We start from the raw sequence: 16,957 nt of genomic DNA, 5'->3' as shown, positions 1-16,957 counted from the left end.
ATTTGCTATAATAGAGACACGAAAACAAAGAAGAATATTAGAAAGGGGAAAAATGAAGTTACACTCTCTAGGTGAGCAATTACGTGCAGCGCGTATAAAAAAGGAATTAAGTTTGTATGATGTAGAAAAAATTTCTGGAGTAGAAGCCCAGTTTCTTCTGGCTATGGAAATGGATCAACTTAAAGCTTTGCCAGAGGACATTCAGCAAGAGGCGCTTGAAAAGTATGCCACTTCGGTTGGTTTAGATGGACAACGTCTGTTTGAGGAGCAGAGACAGAATGAGCAAAAACTAAAAAAAGAGAAGAAACCAGTTGAACGTAAGGAAGATACCTTAGCTACTAAAGCTCCCATGTCACGCTTTTTAAAGCATAAACGTGAAGAAAAAAGAAAGTCTAACTATCTACCTTTACTAATGCTTAGTGCGGTTTCGTTACTTATCATCTGCTCAGTAGGTTATATTATTATTAGACATCTTTCTAATCAACCTCAGGTGATAAAACCAAATACTATCTCTACAGTTAATCATCTGTCAACGGCTAGTAAGGCTAAATCGTCACGAAGCATTTCTGAGGTTACCGTTTCGGGGGCAAATGTTACAACGACAACTCAAGGCAATCAACTAATGGTTGATTTCTCCAATGTAAATTCTTCAGTAGTTTTAGATGTGGAGTTATCAAAAGATAGTGATAACACATGGTTTTCAGTAGATAACTCAGATACTTCAGAGAGTTACCTCCTTTCAAAAACGAAAAATTCAAAATACTCTTTAGATTTTTCTGATAAAACTAAACCAACTCAAATTATTATTGCTCAATCTTCAAAAGTAACTCTAAAGGTAAATGGGGAGTCACTTGATTTATCTCAATTAGATAAAAATACACCTAGCTACCTCACATTAAGAATCCAATAGAATCGAGAAGAAATGTTTAAAAAAGAAAATTTACCTAATTTATTGACACTTGCTAGAATTGTTTTGATTCCTATCTTTTTACTGATGACATCACTTGCGTCAAGTAATGTCATGCATATTGCTGCTGCGGTTGTCTTCGCTATTGCCAGTATTACAGATTATTTAGATGGCTATTTGGCACGAAAATGGCATGTTGTTACTAATTTCGGGAAATTTGCAGATCCATTGGCAGATAAGATGCTAGTGATGTCAGCATTTATTATGTTAGTCGGTATTAATCAAGCGCCAGCCTGGGTGGTTTCAGTTATTATCTGTCGTGAGCTTGCAGTCACAGGTCTTCGTCTTTTATTAGTGGAGAACGGTGGTACAGTTCTCGCTGCAGCTATGCCTGGTAAGATTAAGACAGTGACCCAGATGTTATCTATTATTCTATTATTGTGTCATCTGCATTTTGTAGGAACAATTATGCTTTATATTGCTTTGTTCTTTACAATTTACTCAGGCTATGATTATTTCAAAGGTGCAGGTTTCTTATTTAAGGATACTTTCAAATAGTACGATAAATCAATGATTGAAATAAAAAATTTAAAGTTTAAATATCATCAAGATCAACCATCCTATATTCTTGATGATGTATCGTTTCACGTGAAACGTGGGGAATGGTTATCCATTGTAGGGCATAATGGTTCTGGAAAATCCACGACAGCACGTCTTATTGACGGACTATTAGTGGCAGAGTCTGGGCAGATTATTGTTGATGGTCAAGAATTAACAGAAGACAATGTCTGGGATATCCGTGATAAGATTGGCATGGTCTTTCAAAATCCAGACAATCAATTTGTTGGGGCAACTGTTGAAGATGATGTTGCTTTCGGTCTTGAAAATAAAGGTGTTCCCTATGAAGAAATGGCTTCAAGAGTTCAAGAGGCTCTGGAATTTGTGGGAATGTCAGAATTTAAGGATAGAGAGCCAGCTAGATTATCTGGAGGCCAAAAACAACGTGTGGCTATCGCAGGTATTGTAGCTATGAGACCATCTATTTTGATTTTGGATGAGGCAACTAGCATGCTTGACCCGGAAGGTCGCCAGGAATTGATTCAATCTATTAAAGCTATTCGTAAAGAATACGGAATGACTGTTTTATCAATTACTCATGATCTCGATGAGGTCGCTTTGAGTGACCGTGTTTTGGTTTTGAAAAAAGGTAAAGTGGAGTCTGTTTCAAGTCCTCGTGAACTATTTAGTAGAGGCTCAGAGTTAGTTGACTTAGGTTTAGATATCCCTTTTAGTGCATTATTAACTCAAAAGCTAAGAAATAAAGGTCTGATAGATTGTGAAGACTATCTGACAGAAAAGGAATTGGTAGAACAACTATGGGAATCTCTCTCGAAAATGTAAGTTATATCTATCAAGCGGGTACTCCTTTTGAGGGGCGTGCCCTTTTTGATATGACGACGACGATAAATGATGGTTCATATACGGCCTTTATTGGACATACAGGAAGTGGTAAATCTACTATTATGCAGCTCTTGAATGGCCTTTATTTACCCACTAGTGGTCAGGTTCACGTTGATGACACTATCATAACCAGTCAATCAAAGAATAAGGACATAAAACCAGTTCGTAAGAAGGTAGGTTTAGTTTTTCAATTTCCAGAAAGTCAGTTATTTGCAGAGACTGTTTTAGAAGATGTTGCCTTTGGACCTCAAAATTTCGGAGTTTCTAAGGAAGAAGCAGAACAACGTGCTATTGAAAGTCTAAAATTAGTTGGACTCCCGGAAGAGTTTCATGGACAGAATCCTTTTGATTTATCAGGGGGACAAATGCGACGTGTTGCCATCGCAGGGATTCTAGCTATGCAACCAGATATTCTAGTGCTGGATGAACCGACTGCCGGTCTAGATCCACAGGGCCGGAAGGAATTGATGTCTCTCTTTAAGGAGTTACATCTTTCTGGAATGACGATTGTTTTAGTAACTCACTTGATGGATGATGTTGCTGATTATGCAACAGCTGTGAATGTTATGGAAAAAGGGCAACTAGTGTTGTCGGGAGCTCCTAAAGATGTTTTTCAAAAGGTTACTTTTCTTAAAGAAAAGCAGTTAGGTGTTCCTAAAATAACGGAGTTTGCGCTACAGCTACAAGAAAAAGGTTATCACTTTGAAAGTCTCCCTATTACAATCGAGGAATTCGTAGAGGTGGTGTCGCATGGATAAGTTAATTATTGGACGTTATATTGTTGGGGACTCTTTTATACACCGATTAGACCCTAGAAGTAAATTATTAGCCATGCTGATTTATATTGTTATTATCTTTTGGGCTAATAATCCCTTAACTTATGCTGTAATAACTTTATTTACACTTTTCTTGGTTTTCTTGTCTAAAATAAAACTTGGTTTCTTTTTAGGTGGAATCAAACCAATGATTTGGATTATTTTATTTTCTACCCTATTTCAAGTTTTCTTCAATACAAAAGGGAGTGTGCTTTGGTCTATCGGCTTTTTAAAGATTACGGAAGTCGGTTTAAATCAAGGTTGGATGATATTCCTTAGATTTATCCTCATTATTAGTTTTTCCACCCTACTTACTCTAACGACAACACCTTTAAGTTTATCTGATGCAGTTGAATCACTTTTAAAACCTCTTACTGTTTTCAAAGTGCCAGCACATGAAATTGGTTTAATGCTATCTTTGAGTCTACGTTTTGTACCAACTTTGATGGATGATACGACTCGTATTATGAATGCTCAAAAGGCGCGTGGTGTTGATTTTGGTGAAGGAAATATTATTCAAAAGGTACGGTCAATAATACCTATTTTAATTCCTTTGTTTGCATCAAGCTTTAAACGAGCAGATGCTCTGGCGATTGCTATGGAAGCACGAGGCTATCAAGGTGGTGAAGGACGAATAAAATATCGTCGACTTTCATGGAATGGTCGAGATACCTTATCAATTATTGCTATTTTATCTTTAGGATTAATGCTTTTTTATCTTAAGAGTTAATTCGTTGAGATAAATAAAAACTAGGTCTTAAGACCTAGAAGTTTTAGATGGACGCCCACGTAGGCGTTCTTTTTTCGTCTAATCCCAACCTACTTGTAATATTTTTAATATCCCTAACAAGGGGATGTTATATTTCCAAGGTATCATAGATACATGGTTATAGTTCTTCAGCTTAATCTGGATTGAAAAATCCCTATATAGAATAAGCCAGTTGATTTACCCATTAGTCATAAACAATAAAATAACTTAAAATCTTTGACTAATATGGATTGGACTATAAATAGATAAAGGAGCATCATCATGCAAAAAAAGAATACATCTAACACTAAAAAATTAGGTCTTTTTGGACTTGTTACAGTAGCGACACTTGGAGCAACAGCTTTAGCTAATGCAGAAACTTACACGGTTCAAAAAGGCGATACTCTTTCAGCTATTGCTAAGAAGAATGGTACGACCGTAGATGAAATCGTTTCAAAAAACGGTATTCAAGACGCCAATAAGATTTCTATTGGTCAAAACTTAACAATTAATGAAACAACTGAAGAGACTACAGAACCTTCAGCTACAACAGAAGCAGCTGTTGAATCAACACAATCAACAGAGTCTACACAAAGTGAAGATACTCAAGCAACCAATACAAATCTTTCTTCTTCAGAGGCAGCTGCCAAAGAAGAAATCGCTCAACGTGAGTCAAGCGGTAGCTATACAGCTCAAAATGGGCAATATTATGGACGTTACCAATTAGCATCATCATATTTGAACGGAGACTTATCTCCTGAAAATCAAGAGAAGGTAGCAGATAATTATGTCGCAAGCCGTTATGGTTCATGGACAGCAGCTCTTGCTTTCTGGAATGCTAATGGTTGGTACTAAATCATTATTACTGACTTATGAGGAAAACTAGTCAAACCTCATACAAATAAGGGAAAAATGCCAGATTTTTGGCATTTTTTTATTAAAATGATAAATCATTGTAACATTAGACATAATACAAATAATCGGCAGTAATATTACTAAGTTATGATGAATGTAACTAGAATTAACTAGGAGGGATTTATGTTTAAAAAAAGTTATAAGGGACGCCGTATCAAATTAGCAGCGAAGAAATCATTGGCGGTACCAGTGGCAATTGTAACAAGTTTTATTGTCATTTTGGCAGTATCACTGTCTACACTAATTAATAAAGGGTTGGTTAATGCATTTTCAGATTCTGTTACCCCAGCACCTTCAACAGCATCAACAACGTCAGAATCGACAGCAGATTTAGTTAAATCAACAGAAATTAGCTCAAGTAAAGAGAATAAAGCTAATAAAGAAAAGGTTGAAGAAAGTAAGCCTCAGTCAGAAACAACAGGAGAATCGGTAGAAGCAGCTGAAAAGTCTCAGTCAGATACTGCTACTACAAGCGCTGCTTCAACAAATACTGATACTACGTCGACTCAAAATACTGGAACAGCTCCTTCGGTTGCTGCAACTGGTAGCGGGTCAGTTGTTCTCTCAAATGGGAACACTGCAGGAGAAGTTGGTTCTTATGCGGCGGCACAGATGGCAGCAGCTACTGGTGTTCCTCAGTCAACTTGGGAGTCTATTATTGCGCGTGAGTCAAATGGTGATCATACTGCAGCAAATGGTTCAGGTGCATCAGGTCTTTTTCAAACAATGCCTGGATGGGGCTCTACTGCAACAGTTGAGGATCAAATTCAATCAGCCTTGAATGCCTATAATGCACAAGGTTTGTCAGCTTGGAATTACTAATATTAAATATTAATAGAAGTTGGGAGCATACTCTCAGCTTTTTAATTTGGATGTAGGAAATCTGTTTTATAGAGCTTTTGTTATTACTAGGTAGGGCATGGCCTTTTTGTTATAATAGGAATGAAAGGTATAGCAATGAAACAAATTTTTAAATTAAGAGAAAAGTTGTGGGTTTCTCTTATTATTATAGCTTTTGCTGTGTTATTGGTTACACCACAACTATTTACAAGAAAAGTCATTTTAGGTTCAGATTCCATCTTTCACTATAACAGGTTCTATGAAGCTGCTATGCAACTAAAAAATGGTAACCTTTCTTACTTTTTATCTTTATATGGATTCCAACAGTCAGGCCGCATTGTCAATGCTCTTTACGGTCCTTTTTTTGCCTATTTACAAGGAGGGCTTATTTTAATAAGTGGCACTTGGTTTCGTTATCAGATTGTGTCAAGGGTATTACTACATATACTAGCCGAGTCCTCAATGTATGCCTTGCTCAAGCAGTGTAAAGTTAAGACAACAATTTCCTTGTCACTAGGTTTACTCTATGCGACAACATTCTCTATCCAATACTGGACGATGCGACAGGGTTTCTCTAGTTGGGGAGCAGCTTTACTACCTTTTTGTTTTATTCCAGCAATTCACTATGTCTTTTATCAAAAAGTAGAACCAATTAGACTTGCCTTATCTATGGCATTGATTTTTCAGGTTCACGTACTCAGTGCTTTGATATTAGTGATGATGTATCTTCCTTTTTATCTTTACACTTTTGTAAAGTCTCCTATAGCTAAGAAAAAGGAAACCTTCGTACAAGTCCTTATAGCAGTCATTCTGTTCCTCTTACTGACTGTCAATGTCTGGTTAGTACTCCTATATTTGAGAGGGACTAATCATCTCCTAGATCCATTTATAAATAGAGAAATTGGTAAGAATGGGATAGATGGGACAGCAAGATACTGGCTATATACCCCAATTTCATTAATGGTGTTACTCATTTTACAGTTTCTTTACGCTGTTTTGAATTGGAAGAAATTTGCTAGATGGAAAAAAATACTGCATTTTATTTATTTTGTCTTTTTCTTCTTGTCGACAGGTCTTTTTCCGTGGCAGTATCTAGTAGAAAATGGAAATACATTTGCTGAACTGATCCAATTTCCATTTAGGTTCTTTGTTCCTGCTACCATTTTACTTTTAGCAATTACGGGGTTAACGGTCACGCGATTTGTAAACTGGCGAAAAAGTATTGCTGTTTTACTCTTTGCCTTTGCGGGTGTTGGTCTCATTCAGAATATGATGGATACTACCGATCGTGTAAAAACTGCGGCACAAGATGGTGAACTTATTTCCATTGTTAAACATACTTACGTTGAAGGAGATTATCAGACGATAAGTCTTACCATGAATGACAGTGACTTGTCAGAGTTTTTAAATTTAGTTGTCAAACCCACACCAGATTACGTACCTATTTATGGGACAATAGGTAAGCAGAACACTTATGATCTTTATTACGAAAATATCGTTACGAATCAGAAGGCAGAAAAGCTACTCGAAGATGGTTATCTTGTATTAACTTGGCAGGCTGCTGAAGGGGAGAAACAGAATCTACCGATAGTTGTCTATAAAGATTCTATCTTGACACTAAATGGTAAAGAACTAGACAAGGATGACTATAGCTTGTCAACGATTGGTACACCGACCGTTTCATCACAAGAAGGACAGAATAAACTTGTGTTAAGTTATAAGGAGCCAGGATGGCTATTTGTAGCGTTATTGATTCCAATAATAGTCTTGGGAGTAATAGGTTTACAGTGGCTTTACACGAAAATAAGTATCAAAAAGGTTGCCTAGTGGTAACCTTTTTGCATTATTCTTTAATCATGATATAATTAAGCTTGCGTGCTTTTACGCTTCAAAATCGACCTTCAAATCGATATTTGAATAACTAGACCCTTCAAGTCTATGTTAATTTTTATTTGATGGGAGGAGTTATCTATGACTGATAATTCAAAAACACGTGTTGTTGTCGGTATGAGTGGTGGCGTTGATTCATCAGTAACAGCCTTACTTTTAAAAGAGCAAGGTTATGATGTAATCGGTGTTTTCATGAAAAACTGGGATGACACAGATGAATTTGGTGTGTGTACAGCAACCGAAGATTATAAAGATGTAGCAGCAGTAGCTGATCAGATTGGTATCCCCTATTACTCTGTCAACTTTGAAAAAGAGTACTGGGATCGTGTATTTGAGTATTTCTTAGCAGAGTACCGTGCAGGCCGTACCCCTAATCCAGACGTTATGTGTAATAAGGAAATCAAGTTTAAGGCTTTCTTAGATTATGCGATGACATTGGGAGCGGATTATGTGGCTACAGGACATTACGCTCAAGTTGTTCGCGATGAAGATGGCATTTTCCATATGTTGCGTGGTGCAGATAACAATAAAGATCAAACCTACTTCCTTAGTCAACTTTCGCAAGAGCAGTTGCAGAAAACGATGTTTCCTTTAGGACATCTACAAAAACCAGAAGTTCGTGAGATTGCTGAACGTGCAGGTCTTGCAACAGCCAATAAAAAAGATTCAACAGGAATATGTTTTATTGGTGAGAAAAACTTTAAAGAGTTTCTTAGTCAATACTTACCAGCTCAAAAAGGTCGTATGATGACTGTCGATGGTCGTGATATGGGTGAACACAATGGACTCATGTATTATACCATTGGTCAACGTGGTGGTATGGGTATTGGTGGCCAAAAAGGTGGAGATAATGCTCCTTGGTTTGTAGTAGGAAAAGATCTTTCTAAAAATATTCTTTACGTGGGTCAAGGTTTCCACCATGAGTCCTTGATGTCAACTTCTCTTGACGCTTCAATGATTCACTTTACTCGAGATATGCCAGAAGAATTTGAAATGGAATGTACAGCAAAATTCCGTTATCGTCAACCTGATAGTAAAGTTACTGTAAAGGTTAAAGGTGATAAAGCAGAGGTGATTTTTGCTGAACCTCAGCGTGCTATTACACCAGGTCAAGCCGTTGTTTTCTATGATGGTCAGGAATGTTTGGGCGGCGGTATTATTGACCAAGCGTATAAAGACGGAAAAGTTTGTCAGTATATCTAACTGGAGTTAAGTAAAAACGATGAGTTCTCAATTTTTTTATGCATTTATGGCATTTTTCGCTATAATGAACCCAATTTCAAATCTTCCTGCTTACATGGCTTTAGTAGCAGATGATAGTCAAAAAATTTCACGAAAAATTGCTTTTAGGAGTCTTTTGATTGCCTTTGTTATTATAACTGTTTTTATCTTTTCAGGAGATTTCATTTTTAAAGTATTTGGAATTACAATTGTTTCTTTCAGAATTGCTGGTGGAATATTAGTGGCCGTTATCGGTTATCATATGATTAATGGTAATCATTCACCCAGCTATAAAGGAATGGAGCAGCAAGCAGTAAATTCAGATCCAATGTCTATTGCTATTTCTCCTCTTGCAATGCCACTTTTTGCGGGACCAGGTACAATTACAACTGCTTTAAGTCTGGCTAATGGAGGTTTGCAGAATCAACTGATAACCGTAGTTGCTTTTGCTCTACTATGTGTCATCACTTATCTCCTGTTAAGAAGTGCAAAACAAATTGCAGGCTTCTTGGGAGAAAATTTGATGAAAATTATCACGAAAATGATGGGACTTTTACTATTCTCAATAGGTATACAGATGATTATCGTCAGTGTGCAGACCTTGATTAAATAGTGATTTTCATTGACAAAACGATTTGATTTGATAAAATAACTTTAACAATAGTCATGATGGTCAAAGCTCATGAGAATTGTGCGTTTTTGCGTACAGTTTTCTGGAGTTTTGGCTATTTTTGTAGGAAAAAAACAAAGAAAGGATGGGCAGTTGATTGTAAATCACTGCATAAATCTAAAAAATGTCTTACGAGTTTGATGAAAATTTTGATGTAATTGTTGTTGGTGCTGGTCACGCTGGTGTGGAAGCTAGCTTAGCTGCAGCCCGCATGGGATGTAAGGTTTTATTAGCGACTATTAACCTAGAGATGCTGGCTTTTATGCCATGTAATCCTTCCATTGGGGGATCGGCCAAGGGAATTGTTGTCCGTGAGATTGATGCCCTTGGTGGAGAGATGGGTAAAAATATTGATAAAACTTATATTCAGATGAAAATGTTGAATACCGGTAAGGGACCTGCTGTCAGAGCTTTACGTGCACAAGCCGATAAAGCCTTGTATGCTATGACAATGAAGCATACAGTTGAGCGTCAGGAAAACCTGACTCTCCGTCAGTCCATGGTTGATGAAATTCTTGTTGAAGATGGTAAGGTAGTTGGTGTCAGAACAGCCACAAATCAAAAATATGGAGCTAAAGCGGTTGTTGTCACAACAGGAACAGCTTTGCGTGGTGAAATTATCCTAGGTGAGCTCAAATATTCTTCAGGTCCTAATAATAGTCTTGCATCTGTTACATTGGCAGATAACTTGAGGGATCTTGGCCTTGAAATAGGAAGATTTAAAACAGGTACCCCTCCTCGTGTCAAGGCATCATCAATTAATTATGAAGAAACTGAAATTCAACCAGGTGACGAAAAGCCGAATCATTTTTCATTCTTGTCGAAGGATGAAGATTATCTTCAGGATCAAATTCCTTGTTGGCTAACTTATACGAATCAAGAGAGCCACGATATTATCAATAACAATTTACACCGTGCCCCAATGTTTTCAGGTATTGTCAAGGGGGTGGGACCTCGTTATTGTCCATCAATCGAAGATAAAATTGTCCGATTTGCCGATAAGAATCGCCATCAACTTTTCCTTGAACCTGAAGGAAGAGAGACTGAGGAAGTCTATGTGCAAGGCCTGTCAACTAGTCTGCCAGAAGATGTTCAAAAAGAGTTGATTCACTCAATTAAAGGTCTCGAAAAGGCAGAGATGATGCGAACTGGTTATGCGATTGAATATGATATCGTGCTCCCTCATCAACTACGTGCAACACTTGAAACGAAGTTGATTTCAGGTCTCTTTACAGCAGGACAGACCAACGGAACTTCTGGATACGAGGAGGCAGCAGGTCAAGGTCTAGTTGCTGGTATCAATGCGGCTCTTAAAGTTCAAGGTAAACCTGAACTTATTCTCAAACGTAGTGATGCCTATATTGGTGTAATGATTGACGATCTTGTCACGAAAGGAACTTTGGAGCCATATCGTTTATTGACATCACGCGCAGAGTATCGTCTCATATTACGTCATGATAATGCTGACATGCGCTTGACACCTATTGGTCGAGAAGTTGGTTTGGTTGACGATGAACGTTGGCGTATCTTTGAAATTAAGAAAAATCAGTTTGACAGCGAGTTGACACGTTTGTCAAAAGAAAAATTAAAACCTATTAAAGAAACGAATGAAAAAATTCAAGCTCTAGGCTTTAAGCCATTGACAGATGCCATGACAGCTAAAGAGTTTATGCGTAGACCAGAGATTGATTACGCCACAGCTACTCAGTTTGTAGGTCCAGCTGTAGAAGATTTGGACGCGAAGATAGTAGAGTTGCTTGAGACCGAAATCAAGTATGAAGGTTATATTAATAAAGCTTTGGATCAAGTAGCTAAGATGAAGCGTATGGAAGAAAAGAGGATTCCAAAAAATATTGATTGGGATGCTATTGATTCCATCGCTACCGAAGCTCGTCAAAAATTTAAGAAAATCAATCCTGAGACCATTGGTCAAGCGAGTCGTATTTCAGGGGTCAACCCAGCAGATATCTCAATTCTGATGGTTTATCTTGAAGGTAATAATAAGGCCCGCAGGAAAGTAGACTAACGGTGCTAACACGTTTAAAAGCCTTTTAATTAAGGCTTTTTTATGTTATAATTGTTAGATTAAGAGGTTTTATATGAAAAGATTTCACTTTGCAACGATTCATCTTGTAATGATTGGGCTAATTCTTTTTGGAATTGCTACTATTTTTGTTCGCGTACTAAAATCGGAGTCTGCACTCATTTTTGCGCTTTTTATTATTATGGTAGTAGTTGTTGCCTTATTGCATTACCAAAAGACAACATATGAGTCCTTAGAAATAGAGCAATTAGATGAACTGAATCAGGATGTTGAAGATTCTTTGAAGACCCTTCTCGGAAAGATGCCTGTTGGGGTTATTACTTTTGATGAGAACGATCATATTGAATGGTTCAACCCCTATGCGAAGCTAGTACTTTCGGATGAAAATGGAAATTTCAATAAGCAGTTGATTGCGGATTTTATTTCCCAGAAACGAAAGGGTTCACCTTCGAATGTGATAACCGTTGGTGACAATAAATATGCCGCTTTTGTGGATTTTGACAATAAGTTGACATATTTTATTGACAATGTTTATGATCAAGATGAAAATGCTGATCCAAATATGACTCGTCCTGTTATCGGGATTATTTCAGTTGATAACTACGACGATGTGACGGGAAGTTTACCCGATGCCGATGTTTCAAAAATCAACACATTCGTGGCAGGGTTTATTTCTGAGTTTGCTAAGGCCAAGCATATTCATTATCGACGTATTGAAGGTGATCGTTTTTACTTCTTCACCAACTACAGTGTTTTGACAGAATTCATGGATCAAAAGTTTTCTGTCTTGGATGATTTCCGTCAGCAGGCTCAGGAGCGTGGTTTACCACTGACTTTGAGCATGGGAATTTCATTTGGTACGCTTAAGCATGATCAAATCGGTCAGGTTGCCTTGCAGAATCTGAATATCGCACTAGTTCGCGGTGGAGATCAAGCTGTTGTCAAGGAAAACGATGATCACAAGGAACTTCTTTATTTTGGAGGAGGTTCTGTTTCAACAGTAAAACGTTCTCGTACAAGAACAAGGGCTATGATGACTGCAATCTCTGATAAGTTGAAAACAGTCGAAAAAGTGTTTGTTGTCGGACATAAGAATCTCGATATGGATGCTCTAGGGGCAACGGTCGGTATGGCTCATTTTGCCAGTCAAATTGTTCGAAAAAGCTATGCTGTTTACGATGATACGGCTATGAATGCAGATATTGAGCGTGCAGTCGAACGGCTAAAAGAAGATGGTCAGTCACCTCTTATTACACTTTCAGAGGCCGAAGAGTTAGTCAACCAACATTCGTTGTTAATTATGGTTGACCATTCTAAAATCAATTTAACCTTATCTAAGGATTTTTATGATCGATTTAATGAAGTTATTGTTGTAGACCATCACCGTCGAGATGATGATTTTCCTGAAAATGCTGTTTTGACCTTTATTGAAAGTGGGGCGAGCTCAGCCTGTGAATTGGTTACGGAGTTATTGCAATTCCAAGGTGCCCCAGAACGTTTAAGTAAAATCCAAGCCTCTATCCTTATGGCAGGTATCATGTTGGATACTAAAAATTTCTCAACTCGTGTGACTAGTCGAACCTTTGATGTCGCCTCTTATCTGCGTAGTTTAGGAAGTGATAGTGGAGAAATCCAAACGATTTCTGCCACTGATTTTGAAGAGTATCGACGTATCAATGAGCTAATTCTAGCAGGTGAACGTATTACAGATGATATCATTGTTGCCTCAGGTGATAATCCTAAATGTTATAATAATGTTGTGATTTCTAAGGCAGCAGATACGATGCTTGCCATGGCAGGTATCGAAGCAACTTTTGTTGTCGCTAGGACCAGTGATTCTACTGTGAATATATCTGCTCGAAGCCATAAAACGATTAATGTACAACGTATTATGGAGAAAATGGGTGGTGGAGGCCATTTCAACTTAGCGGCCTGCCAATTGCGAGACTGTAGTGTTGCTCAAGCAAAAAATAAATTGATTGAAACTATTATGGGAGAATTGGCTCCCAAGGAGGACTAAAATGAAAGTTATTTTCTTACAAGACGTTAAAGGTAAAGGTAAAAAAGGCGAAATTAAAGAAGTACCATCAGGTTACGCTCAAAACTTCTTGATTAAAAAGAATCTTGCCAAGGAAGCGACAAACCAAGCTATCGGTGAGTTGAAAGGTAAGCAAAAATCTGAAGAAAAACATGCAGCAGAGTTGTTGGCTGAAGCGAAGCAAGTTAAAGAGCAACTTGAAAAAGAAGAAAATCGTCTTCAATTTACTGAGAAGGTCGGACCAGACGGACGTACTTTTGGTTCAATTACAGCCAAAAAGATTGCAGAAGGACTTCAAAAACAATTTGGTATTAAAGTTGATAAACGCCATATTGAACTTGAACATCCTATTCGTGCGATTGGTCTAATTGAGGTTCCTGTAAAGCTTCATAAAGAAGTGAGTGCACAAATTAAACTTAACATCAAAAATAGTGCTGAGTAATTCGTTGACACTATAAGTAAATCTTGTAAAGGAGGGAATAATTGTGGCAGAAGCTCAAGAATTACGAGTGCAACCTCATGATTTAGTAGCGGAACAGTCTGTTCTAGGGGCTATTTTCATTAACCCGGAAAAGTTGATTACAGTTCGAGAGTTTATCGAAGCAGACGACTTTTACAAGTATTCCCATCGTGTCATTTTTAAAGCAATGGTAACGCTGTCGGATCGAAATGATGCCATTGATGCCACGACAGTACGCACCATTCTAGATGACCAAGATGACCTCCAAAATATAGGGGGTATTTCTTATCTTGTAGATTTGGTCAATAGTGTCCCAACATCCGCAAATGCTGAGTATTATGCTAAGATTGTGGCTGAGAAAGCCATGCTTCGCCGTATTATAAATAGATTGACAGAGACTGTCAACCAAGCATATGAGGGTGCAACTGAATCTGATGAAATTATTGCGAATGCTGAGAAAGCCTTAGTTGATGTCTCAGAGCATAGCAATCGTAGTGGTTTCCGCAAAATATCTGAAGTTCTTGATGTCAATTTTAATACTTTGGAGATGCGTTCACAGCAAACATCAGATGTTACTGGGTTACCAACAGGTTTCCGTGACCTTGACAAGATTACAACAGGTTTACACCCTGATCAATTAATTATTTTAGCAGCTCGTCCCGCAGTTGGTAAAACGGCCTTTGTGTTGAACATTGCTCAGAATGTTGGCACCAAGCAAAATAAAGCTGTTGCAGTCTTTTCACTAGAGATGGGGGCAGAAAGCTTGGTTGATCGTATGTTGGCAGCTGAAGGGATGATTGATTCCCATGCTTTACGTACAGGTCAATTGACAGAGCAAGATTGGAATAATGTGATGATTGCTCAAGGGGCATTGGCTGAGGCACCTATTTATATAGATGATACCCCGGGTATAAAGATTACTGAGATTCGTGCACGGTCCCGTAAATTGTCACAAGAAGTAGAGGGTGGTCTCGGTCTTATTGTGATCGACTATTTGCAGTTGATTACAGGGACGCGACCAGAAAATCGCCAACAAGAGGTTTCAGATATTTCAAGACAGTTAAAAATTCTGGCCAAGGAGCTTAAAGTTCCTGTAATTGCCTTGAGTCAGTTATCTCGTGGGGTTGAACAACGTCAGGATAAACGTCCAGTCTTGTCTGATATTCGTGAGTCAGGATCTATCGAGCAGGATGCCGATATTGTAGCCTTCTTATATCGTGATGATTACTACCGAAAAGAAGGTGAAGAACCAGAGAATGCGATTGAAGATAATACCATCGAAGTTATCCTAGAAAAAAACCGTGCTGGTGCGCGTGGAACAGTCAAGTTACTATTCCAAAAAGAATACAATAAATTTTCATCGATTGCTCAGTTTGAGGAATCATAATTTTCAGATTTAAGGAGATATACATACATATGAGTGATGCATTTGCAGATGTTGCTAAGATGAAAAACATCAAGGAAGCTATTAAGTCACATGAAGGTCAGCTAGTAGAATTGACCCTAGAGAATGGACGTAAACGTGAAAAGAATAAAATTGGTCGATTGACAGAAGTTTATCCATCATTGTTTATTGTTGAATATCAAGACTTCAGTTCTCAAGCAGGAGCTATTAATAATAGTTATGTTGAATCTTACACTTATTCAGATATTTTGACTGAGAAGACTCTCATTCGTTATTTGAGTCCTGAGGAACAAGCTGAAATCGAAAATAAATAAGAAAAAGCCTTTACTTGGGCTTTTTTTCGTGGTAAAATAGTAAAGTATGTGAAATAATAGCAGGATAAAATGAAGCTCGTCAACAGGAAGTCGGCTAGAAAAGTAACCTTTGCTGTTTGGGCGAAGTCTTTCTGAACGAATCAGGTTTATCTAAAACGTTATTTCCTAAAAATATTTTTTTATAGGAGGACATTATTAATGTCACGTTATACAGGTCCATCATGGAAACAATCACGTCGCCTTGGTTTCTCACTTACAGGCACAGGTAAAGAATTGGCACGTCGTAACTACGTACCAGGTCAACACGGTCCAAACAACCGTTCAAAACTTTCAGAGTACGGTTTGCAATTGGCTGAGAAACAAAAACTTCGTTTCTCATACGGTTTGGGTGAAAAACAATTCCGTAACTTGTTCGTACAAGCTACTAAAGTTAAAGGTGGAACACTTGGTTTCAACTTTATGGTTCTTTTGGAACGTCGTCTTGACAACGTTGTTTACCGTCTCGGTCTTGCAACTACTCGTCGTCAAGCACGTCAATTCGTAAACCACGGTCACATCCTTGTTGACGGTAAACGTGTTGATATCCCATCATACCGCGTTGAAGTTGGTCAAGTAATCTCAGTTCGTGAAAAATCAGCTAAAGTTCCTGCTATCCTTGAAGCAGTAGAAGCTACTATCGGACGTCCAGCATTTGTATCATTCGATGCTGAAAAACTTGAAGGTTCATTGACACGTCTTCCAGAACGTGATGAAATCAACCCAGAAATCAACGAAGCACTTGTCGTTGAATTCTACAACAAAATGCTTTAATTTTAAGATTCATTTTGCAAAAAGCCCGTTGTTATGGGCTTTTTGTTTATCTTAAATCGTTGATTTCTGGGTTTGCTTAGATATTTGCTAGATTGATTCCATGGCCATCTCATAGAATGAGACGGCTTTTTTGTTTTCTAATAAAAAAAGTCCCTAGTCTAGTACAAGTGACTGGGGATTCGTAATATGATGATAGATGATTTTGAGGTATAAATTATTTATTATCCAATCCGCCTTCAAAATCTGCTGAAACATTTGAAACGTAGTTAGTGAAATAGGCTTCAAAATCTTTTTTTAGTTGGTCGTACTCCTCTTCGGAGTAATCTTTATCCTCTATATAAGCCTGAAATCTGGGAATTCCCAGATCTTTTTGGAGACGTTGGATTACTTCTGTCTTTGTCATAAGAACCTCTCTTTCA

17 protein-coding genes are annotated in these 16,957 nt (G+C 37.8%); 16 read left to right on the top strand and 1 reads right to left on the bottom strand.

Features of this window, described 5'->3' with window-relative positions; genetic code table 11:
* Positions 1-52: 52 nt before the first annotated feature.
* The 16 genes from ACT170_RS08150 to rpsD all read left to right on the top strand — a co-directional run bounded on the left by ACT170_RS08150 (position 53) and on the right by rpsD (position 16,538).
* Positions 53-910, top strand: a complete 858-nt coding sequence (locus ACT170_RS08150) for a helix-turn-helix domain-containing protein (RefSeq protein WP_444818193.1) — start codon at positions 53-55, stop codon at positions 908-910.
* Between the two features lie 12 nt (positions 911-922).
* Entirely contained in the window at positions 923-1,465 is a 543-nt protein-coding gene (gene pgsA, locus ACT170_RS08145; RefSeq protein ID WP_002885640.1) for a CDP-diacylglycerol--glycerol-3-phosphate 3-phosphatidyltransferase, read from the top strand.
* 12 nt (positions 1,466-1,477) lie between these two features.
* Positions 1,478-2,308 (top strand): energy-coupling factor ABC transporter ATP-binding protein, encoded by an 831-nt coding sequence (locus ACT170_RS08140; protein WP_002885731.1) that lies wholly within the window; start codon positions 1,478-1,480, stop codon positions 2,306-2,308.
* A complete protein-coding gene (locus ACT170_RS08135) occupies positions 2,284-3,126 on the top strand; it encodes an energy-coupling factor transporter ATPase (protein ID WP_002885654.1) in 843 nt (280 codons plus the stop codon). The genes ACT170_RS08140 and ACT170_RS08135 overlap by 25 nt, the downstream gene beginning before the upstream one ends.
* Complete coding sequence (locus tag ACT170_RS08130; RefSeq protein WP_048790840.1) at positions 3,119-3,913, top strand: energy-coupling factor transporter transmembrane component T family protein; 795 nt, start codon at positions 3,119-3,121, stop codon at positions 3,911-3,913. The genes ACT170_RS08135 and ACT170_RS08130 overlap by 8 nt, the downstream gene beginning before the upstream one ends.
* A gap of 300 nt (positions 3,914-4,213) precedes the next feature.
* Positions 4,214-4,786 carry a LysM peptidoglycan-binding domain-containing protein gene (locus ACT170_RS08125; RefSeq protein WP_021144752.1) on the top strand — a complete coding sequence of 191 codons (573 nt, stop codon included), beginning with the start codon at positions 4,214-4,216 and terminating at the stop codon, positions 4,784-4,786.
* Positions 4,787-4,969: 183 nt separating this feature from the next.
* On the top strand, positions 4,970-5,668 hold the full coding sequence (locus ACT170_RS08120; protein ID WP_021144751.1) for a transglycosylase SLT domain-containing protein: 699 nt from the start codon (positions 4,970-4,972) through the stop codon (positions 5,666-5,668).
* A gap of 135 nt (positions 5,669-5,803) precedes the next feature.
* The gene (locus ACT170_RS08115; protein ID WP_444818195.1) at positions 5,804-7,513 is read left to right on the top strand and encodes a hypothetical protein; all 1,710 of its coding nucleotides are present in this window, start codon (positions 5,804-5,806) and stop codon (positions 7,511-7,513) included.
* 144 nt (positions 7,514-7,657) lie between these two features.
* Entirely contained in the window at positions 7,658-8,779 is a 1,122-nt protein-coding gene (gene mnmA / locus ACT170_RS08110; protein WP_021144749.1) for a tRNA 2-thiouridine(34) synthase MnmA, read from the top strand.
* Positions 8,780-8,798: 19 nt separating this feature from the next.
* A complete protein-coding gene (locus tag ACT170_RS08105; RefSeq protein ID WP_021144748.1) occupies positions 8,799-9,410 on the top strand; it encodes a MarC family protein in 612 nt (203 codons plus the stop codon).
* Between the two features lie 181 nt (positions 9,411-9,591).
* A complete protein-coding gene (gene mnmG, locus ACT170_RS08100) occupies positions 9,592-11,493 on the top strand; it encodes a tRNA uridine-5-carboxymethylaminomethyl(34) synthesis enzyme MnmG (RefSeq protein ID WP_048790838.1) in 1,902 nt (633 codons plus the stop codon).
* 73 nt (positions 11,494-11,566) lie between these two features.
* Positions 11,567-13,531: a DHH family phosphoesterase gene (locus ACT170_RS08095; RefSeq protein ID WP_013991330.1), complete on the top strand. Its 1,965-nt coding sequence runs from the start codon at positions 11,567-11,569 to the stop codon at positions 13,529-13,531.
* A gap of 1 nt (position 13,532) precedes the next feature.
* On the top strand, positions 13,533-13,991 hold the full coding sequence (gene rplI, locus ACT170_RS08090; RefSeq protein ID WP_002885729.1) for a 50S ribosomal protein L9: 459 nt from the start codon (positions 13,533-13,535) through the stop codon (positions 13,989-13,991).
* A 43-nt stretch (positions 13,992-14,034) separates the two neighbouring features.
* A complete protein-coding gene (gene dnaB, locus ACT170_RS08085) occupies positions 14,035-15,396 on the top strand; it encodes a replicative DNA helicase (RefSeq protein ID WP_002885809.1) in 1,362 nt (453 codons plus the stop codon).
* A gap of 29 nt (positions 15,397-15,425) precedes the next feature.
* Positions 15,426-15,728 carry a Veg family protein gene (locus ACT170_RS08080; RefSeq protein WP_002885699.1) on the top strand — a complete coding sequence of 101 codons (303 nt, stop codon included), beginning with the start codon at positions 15,426-15,428 and terminating at the stop codon, positions 15,726-15,728.
* A 198-nt stretch (positions 15,729-15,926) separates the two neighbouring features.
* A complete protein-coding gene (rpsD, locus tag ACT170_RS08075; RefSeq protein ID WP_002885833.1) occupies positions 15,927-16,538 on the top strand; it encodes a 30S ribosomal protein S4 in 612 nt (203 codons plus the stop codon).
* A 214-nt stretch (positions 16,539-16,752) separates the two neighbouring features.
* Here rpsD and ACT170_RS08070 read toward each other — a convergent pair whose 3' ends face one another.
* Positions 16,753-16,941, bottom strand: a complete 189-nt coding sequence (locus ACT170_RS08070; RefSeq protein ID WP_002885644.1) for a hypothetical protein — start codon at positions 16,939-16,941, stop codon at positions 16,753-16,755.
* Between the last annotated feature and the right edge of the window lie 16 nt (positions 16,942-16,957).

It is taken from the genome of Streptococcus sp. cx1 (assembly GCF_052384325.1).
In the GTDB taxonomy this organism is placed as follows: Bacteria; Bacillota; Bacilli; order Lactobacillales; family Streptococcaceae; genus Streptococcus; species Streptococcus salivarius_G.
Note: the sequence above shows the minus strand (reverse complement) of the source record. Positions and strands in the feature narration are given on the sequence as shown.

Coding starts and splice junctions, on each gene's coding strand:
- ACT170_RS08150 (WP_444818193.1), top strand. CDS start 53: ATGAAGTTACACTCTCTAGGTGAGCAATTACGTGCAGCGCGTATAAAA.
- pgsA (WP_002885640.1), top strand. CDS start 923: ATGTTTAAAAAAGAAAATTTACCTAATTTATTGACACTTGCTAGAATT.
- ACT170_RS08140 (WP_002885731.1), top strand. CDS start 1,478: ATGATTGAAATAAAAAATTTAAAGTTTAAATATCATCAAGATCAACCA.
- ACT170_RS08135 (WP_002885654.1), top strand. CDS start 2,284: ATGGGAATCTCTCTCGAAAATGTAAGTTATATCTATCAAGCGGGTACT.
- ACT170_RS08130 (WP_048790840.1), top strand. CDS start 3,119: ATGGATAAGTTAATTATTGGACGTTATATTGTTGGGGACTCTTTTATA.
- ACT170_RS08125 (WP_021144752.1), top strand. CDS start 4,214: ATGCAAAAAAAGAATACATCTAACACTAAAAAATTAGGTCTTTTTGGA.
- ACT170_RS08120 (WP_021144751.1), top strand. CDS start 4,970: ATGTTTAAAAAAAGTTATAAGGGACGCCGTATCAAATTAGCAGCGAAG.
- ACT170_RS08115 (WP_444818195.1), top strand. CDS start 5,804: ATGAAACAAATTTTTAAATTAAGAGAAAAGTTGTGGGTTTCTCTTATT.
- mnmA (WP_021144749.1), top strand. CDS start 7,658: ATGACTGATAATTCAAAAACACGTGTTGTTGTCGGTATGAGTGGTGGC.
- ACT170_RS08105 (WP_021144748.1), top strand. CDS start 8,799: ATGAGTTCTCAATTTTTTTATGCATTTATGGCATTTTTCGCTATAATG.
- mnmG (WP_048790838.1), top strand. CDS start 9,592: ATGTCTTACGAGTTTGATGAAAATTTTGATGTAATTGTTGTTGGTGCT.
- ACT170_RS08095 (WP_013991330.1), top strand. CDS start 11,567: ATGAAAAGATTTCACTTTGCAACGATTCATCTTGTAATGATTGGGCTA.
- rplI (WP_002885729.1), top strand. CDS start 13,533: ATGAAAGTTATTTTCTTACAAGACGTTAAAGGTAAAGGTAAAAAAGGC.
- ACT170_RS08080 (WP_002885699.1), top strand. CDS start 15,426: ATGAGTGATGCATTTGCAGATGTTGCTAAGATGAAAAACATCAAGGAA.
- rpsD (WP_002885833.1), top strand. CDS start 15,927: ATGTCACGTTATACAGGTCCATCATGGAAACAATCACGTCGCCTTGGT.
- ACT170_RS08070 (WP_002885644.1), bottom strand. CDS start 16,941: ATGACAAAGACAGAAGTAATCCAACGTCTCCAAAAAGATCTGGGAATT.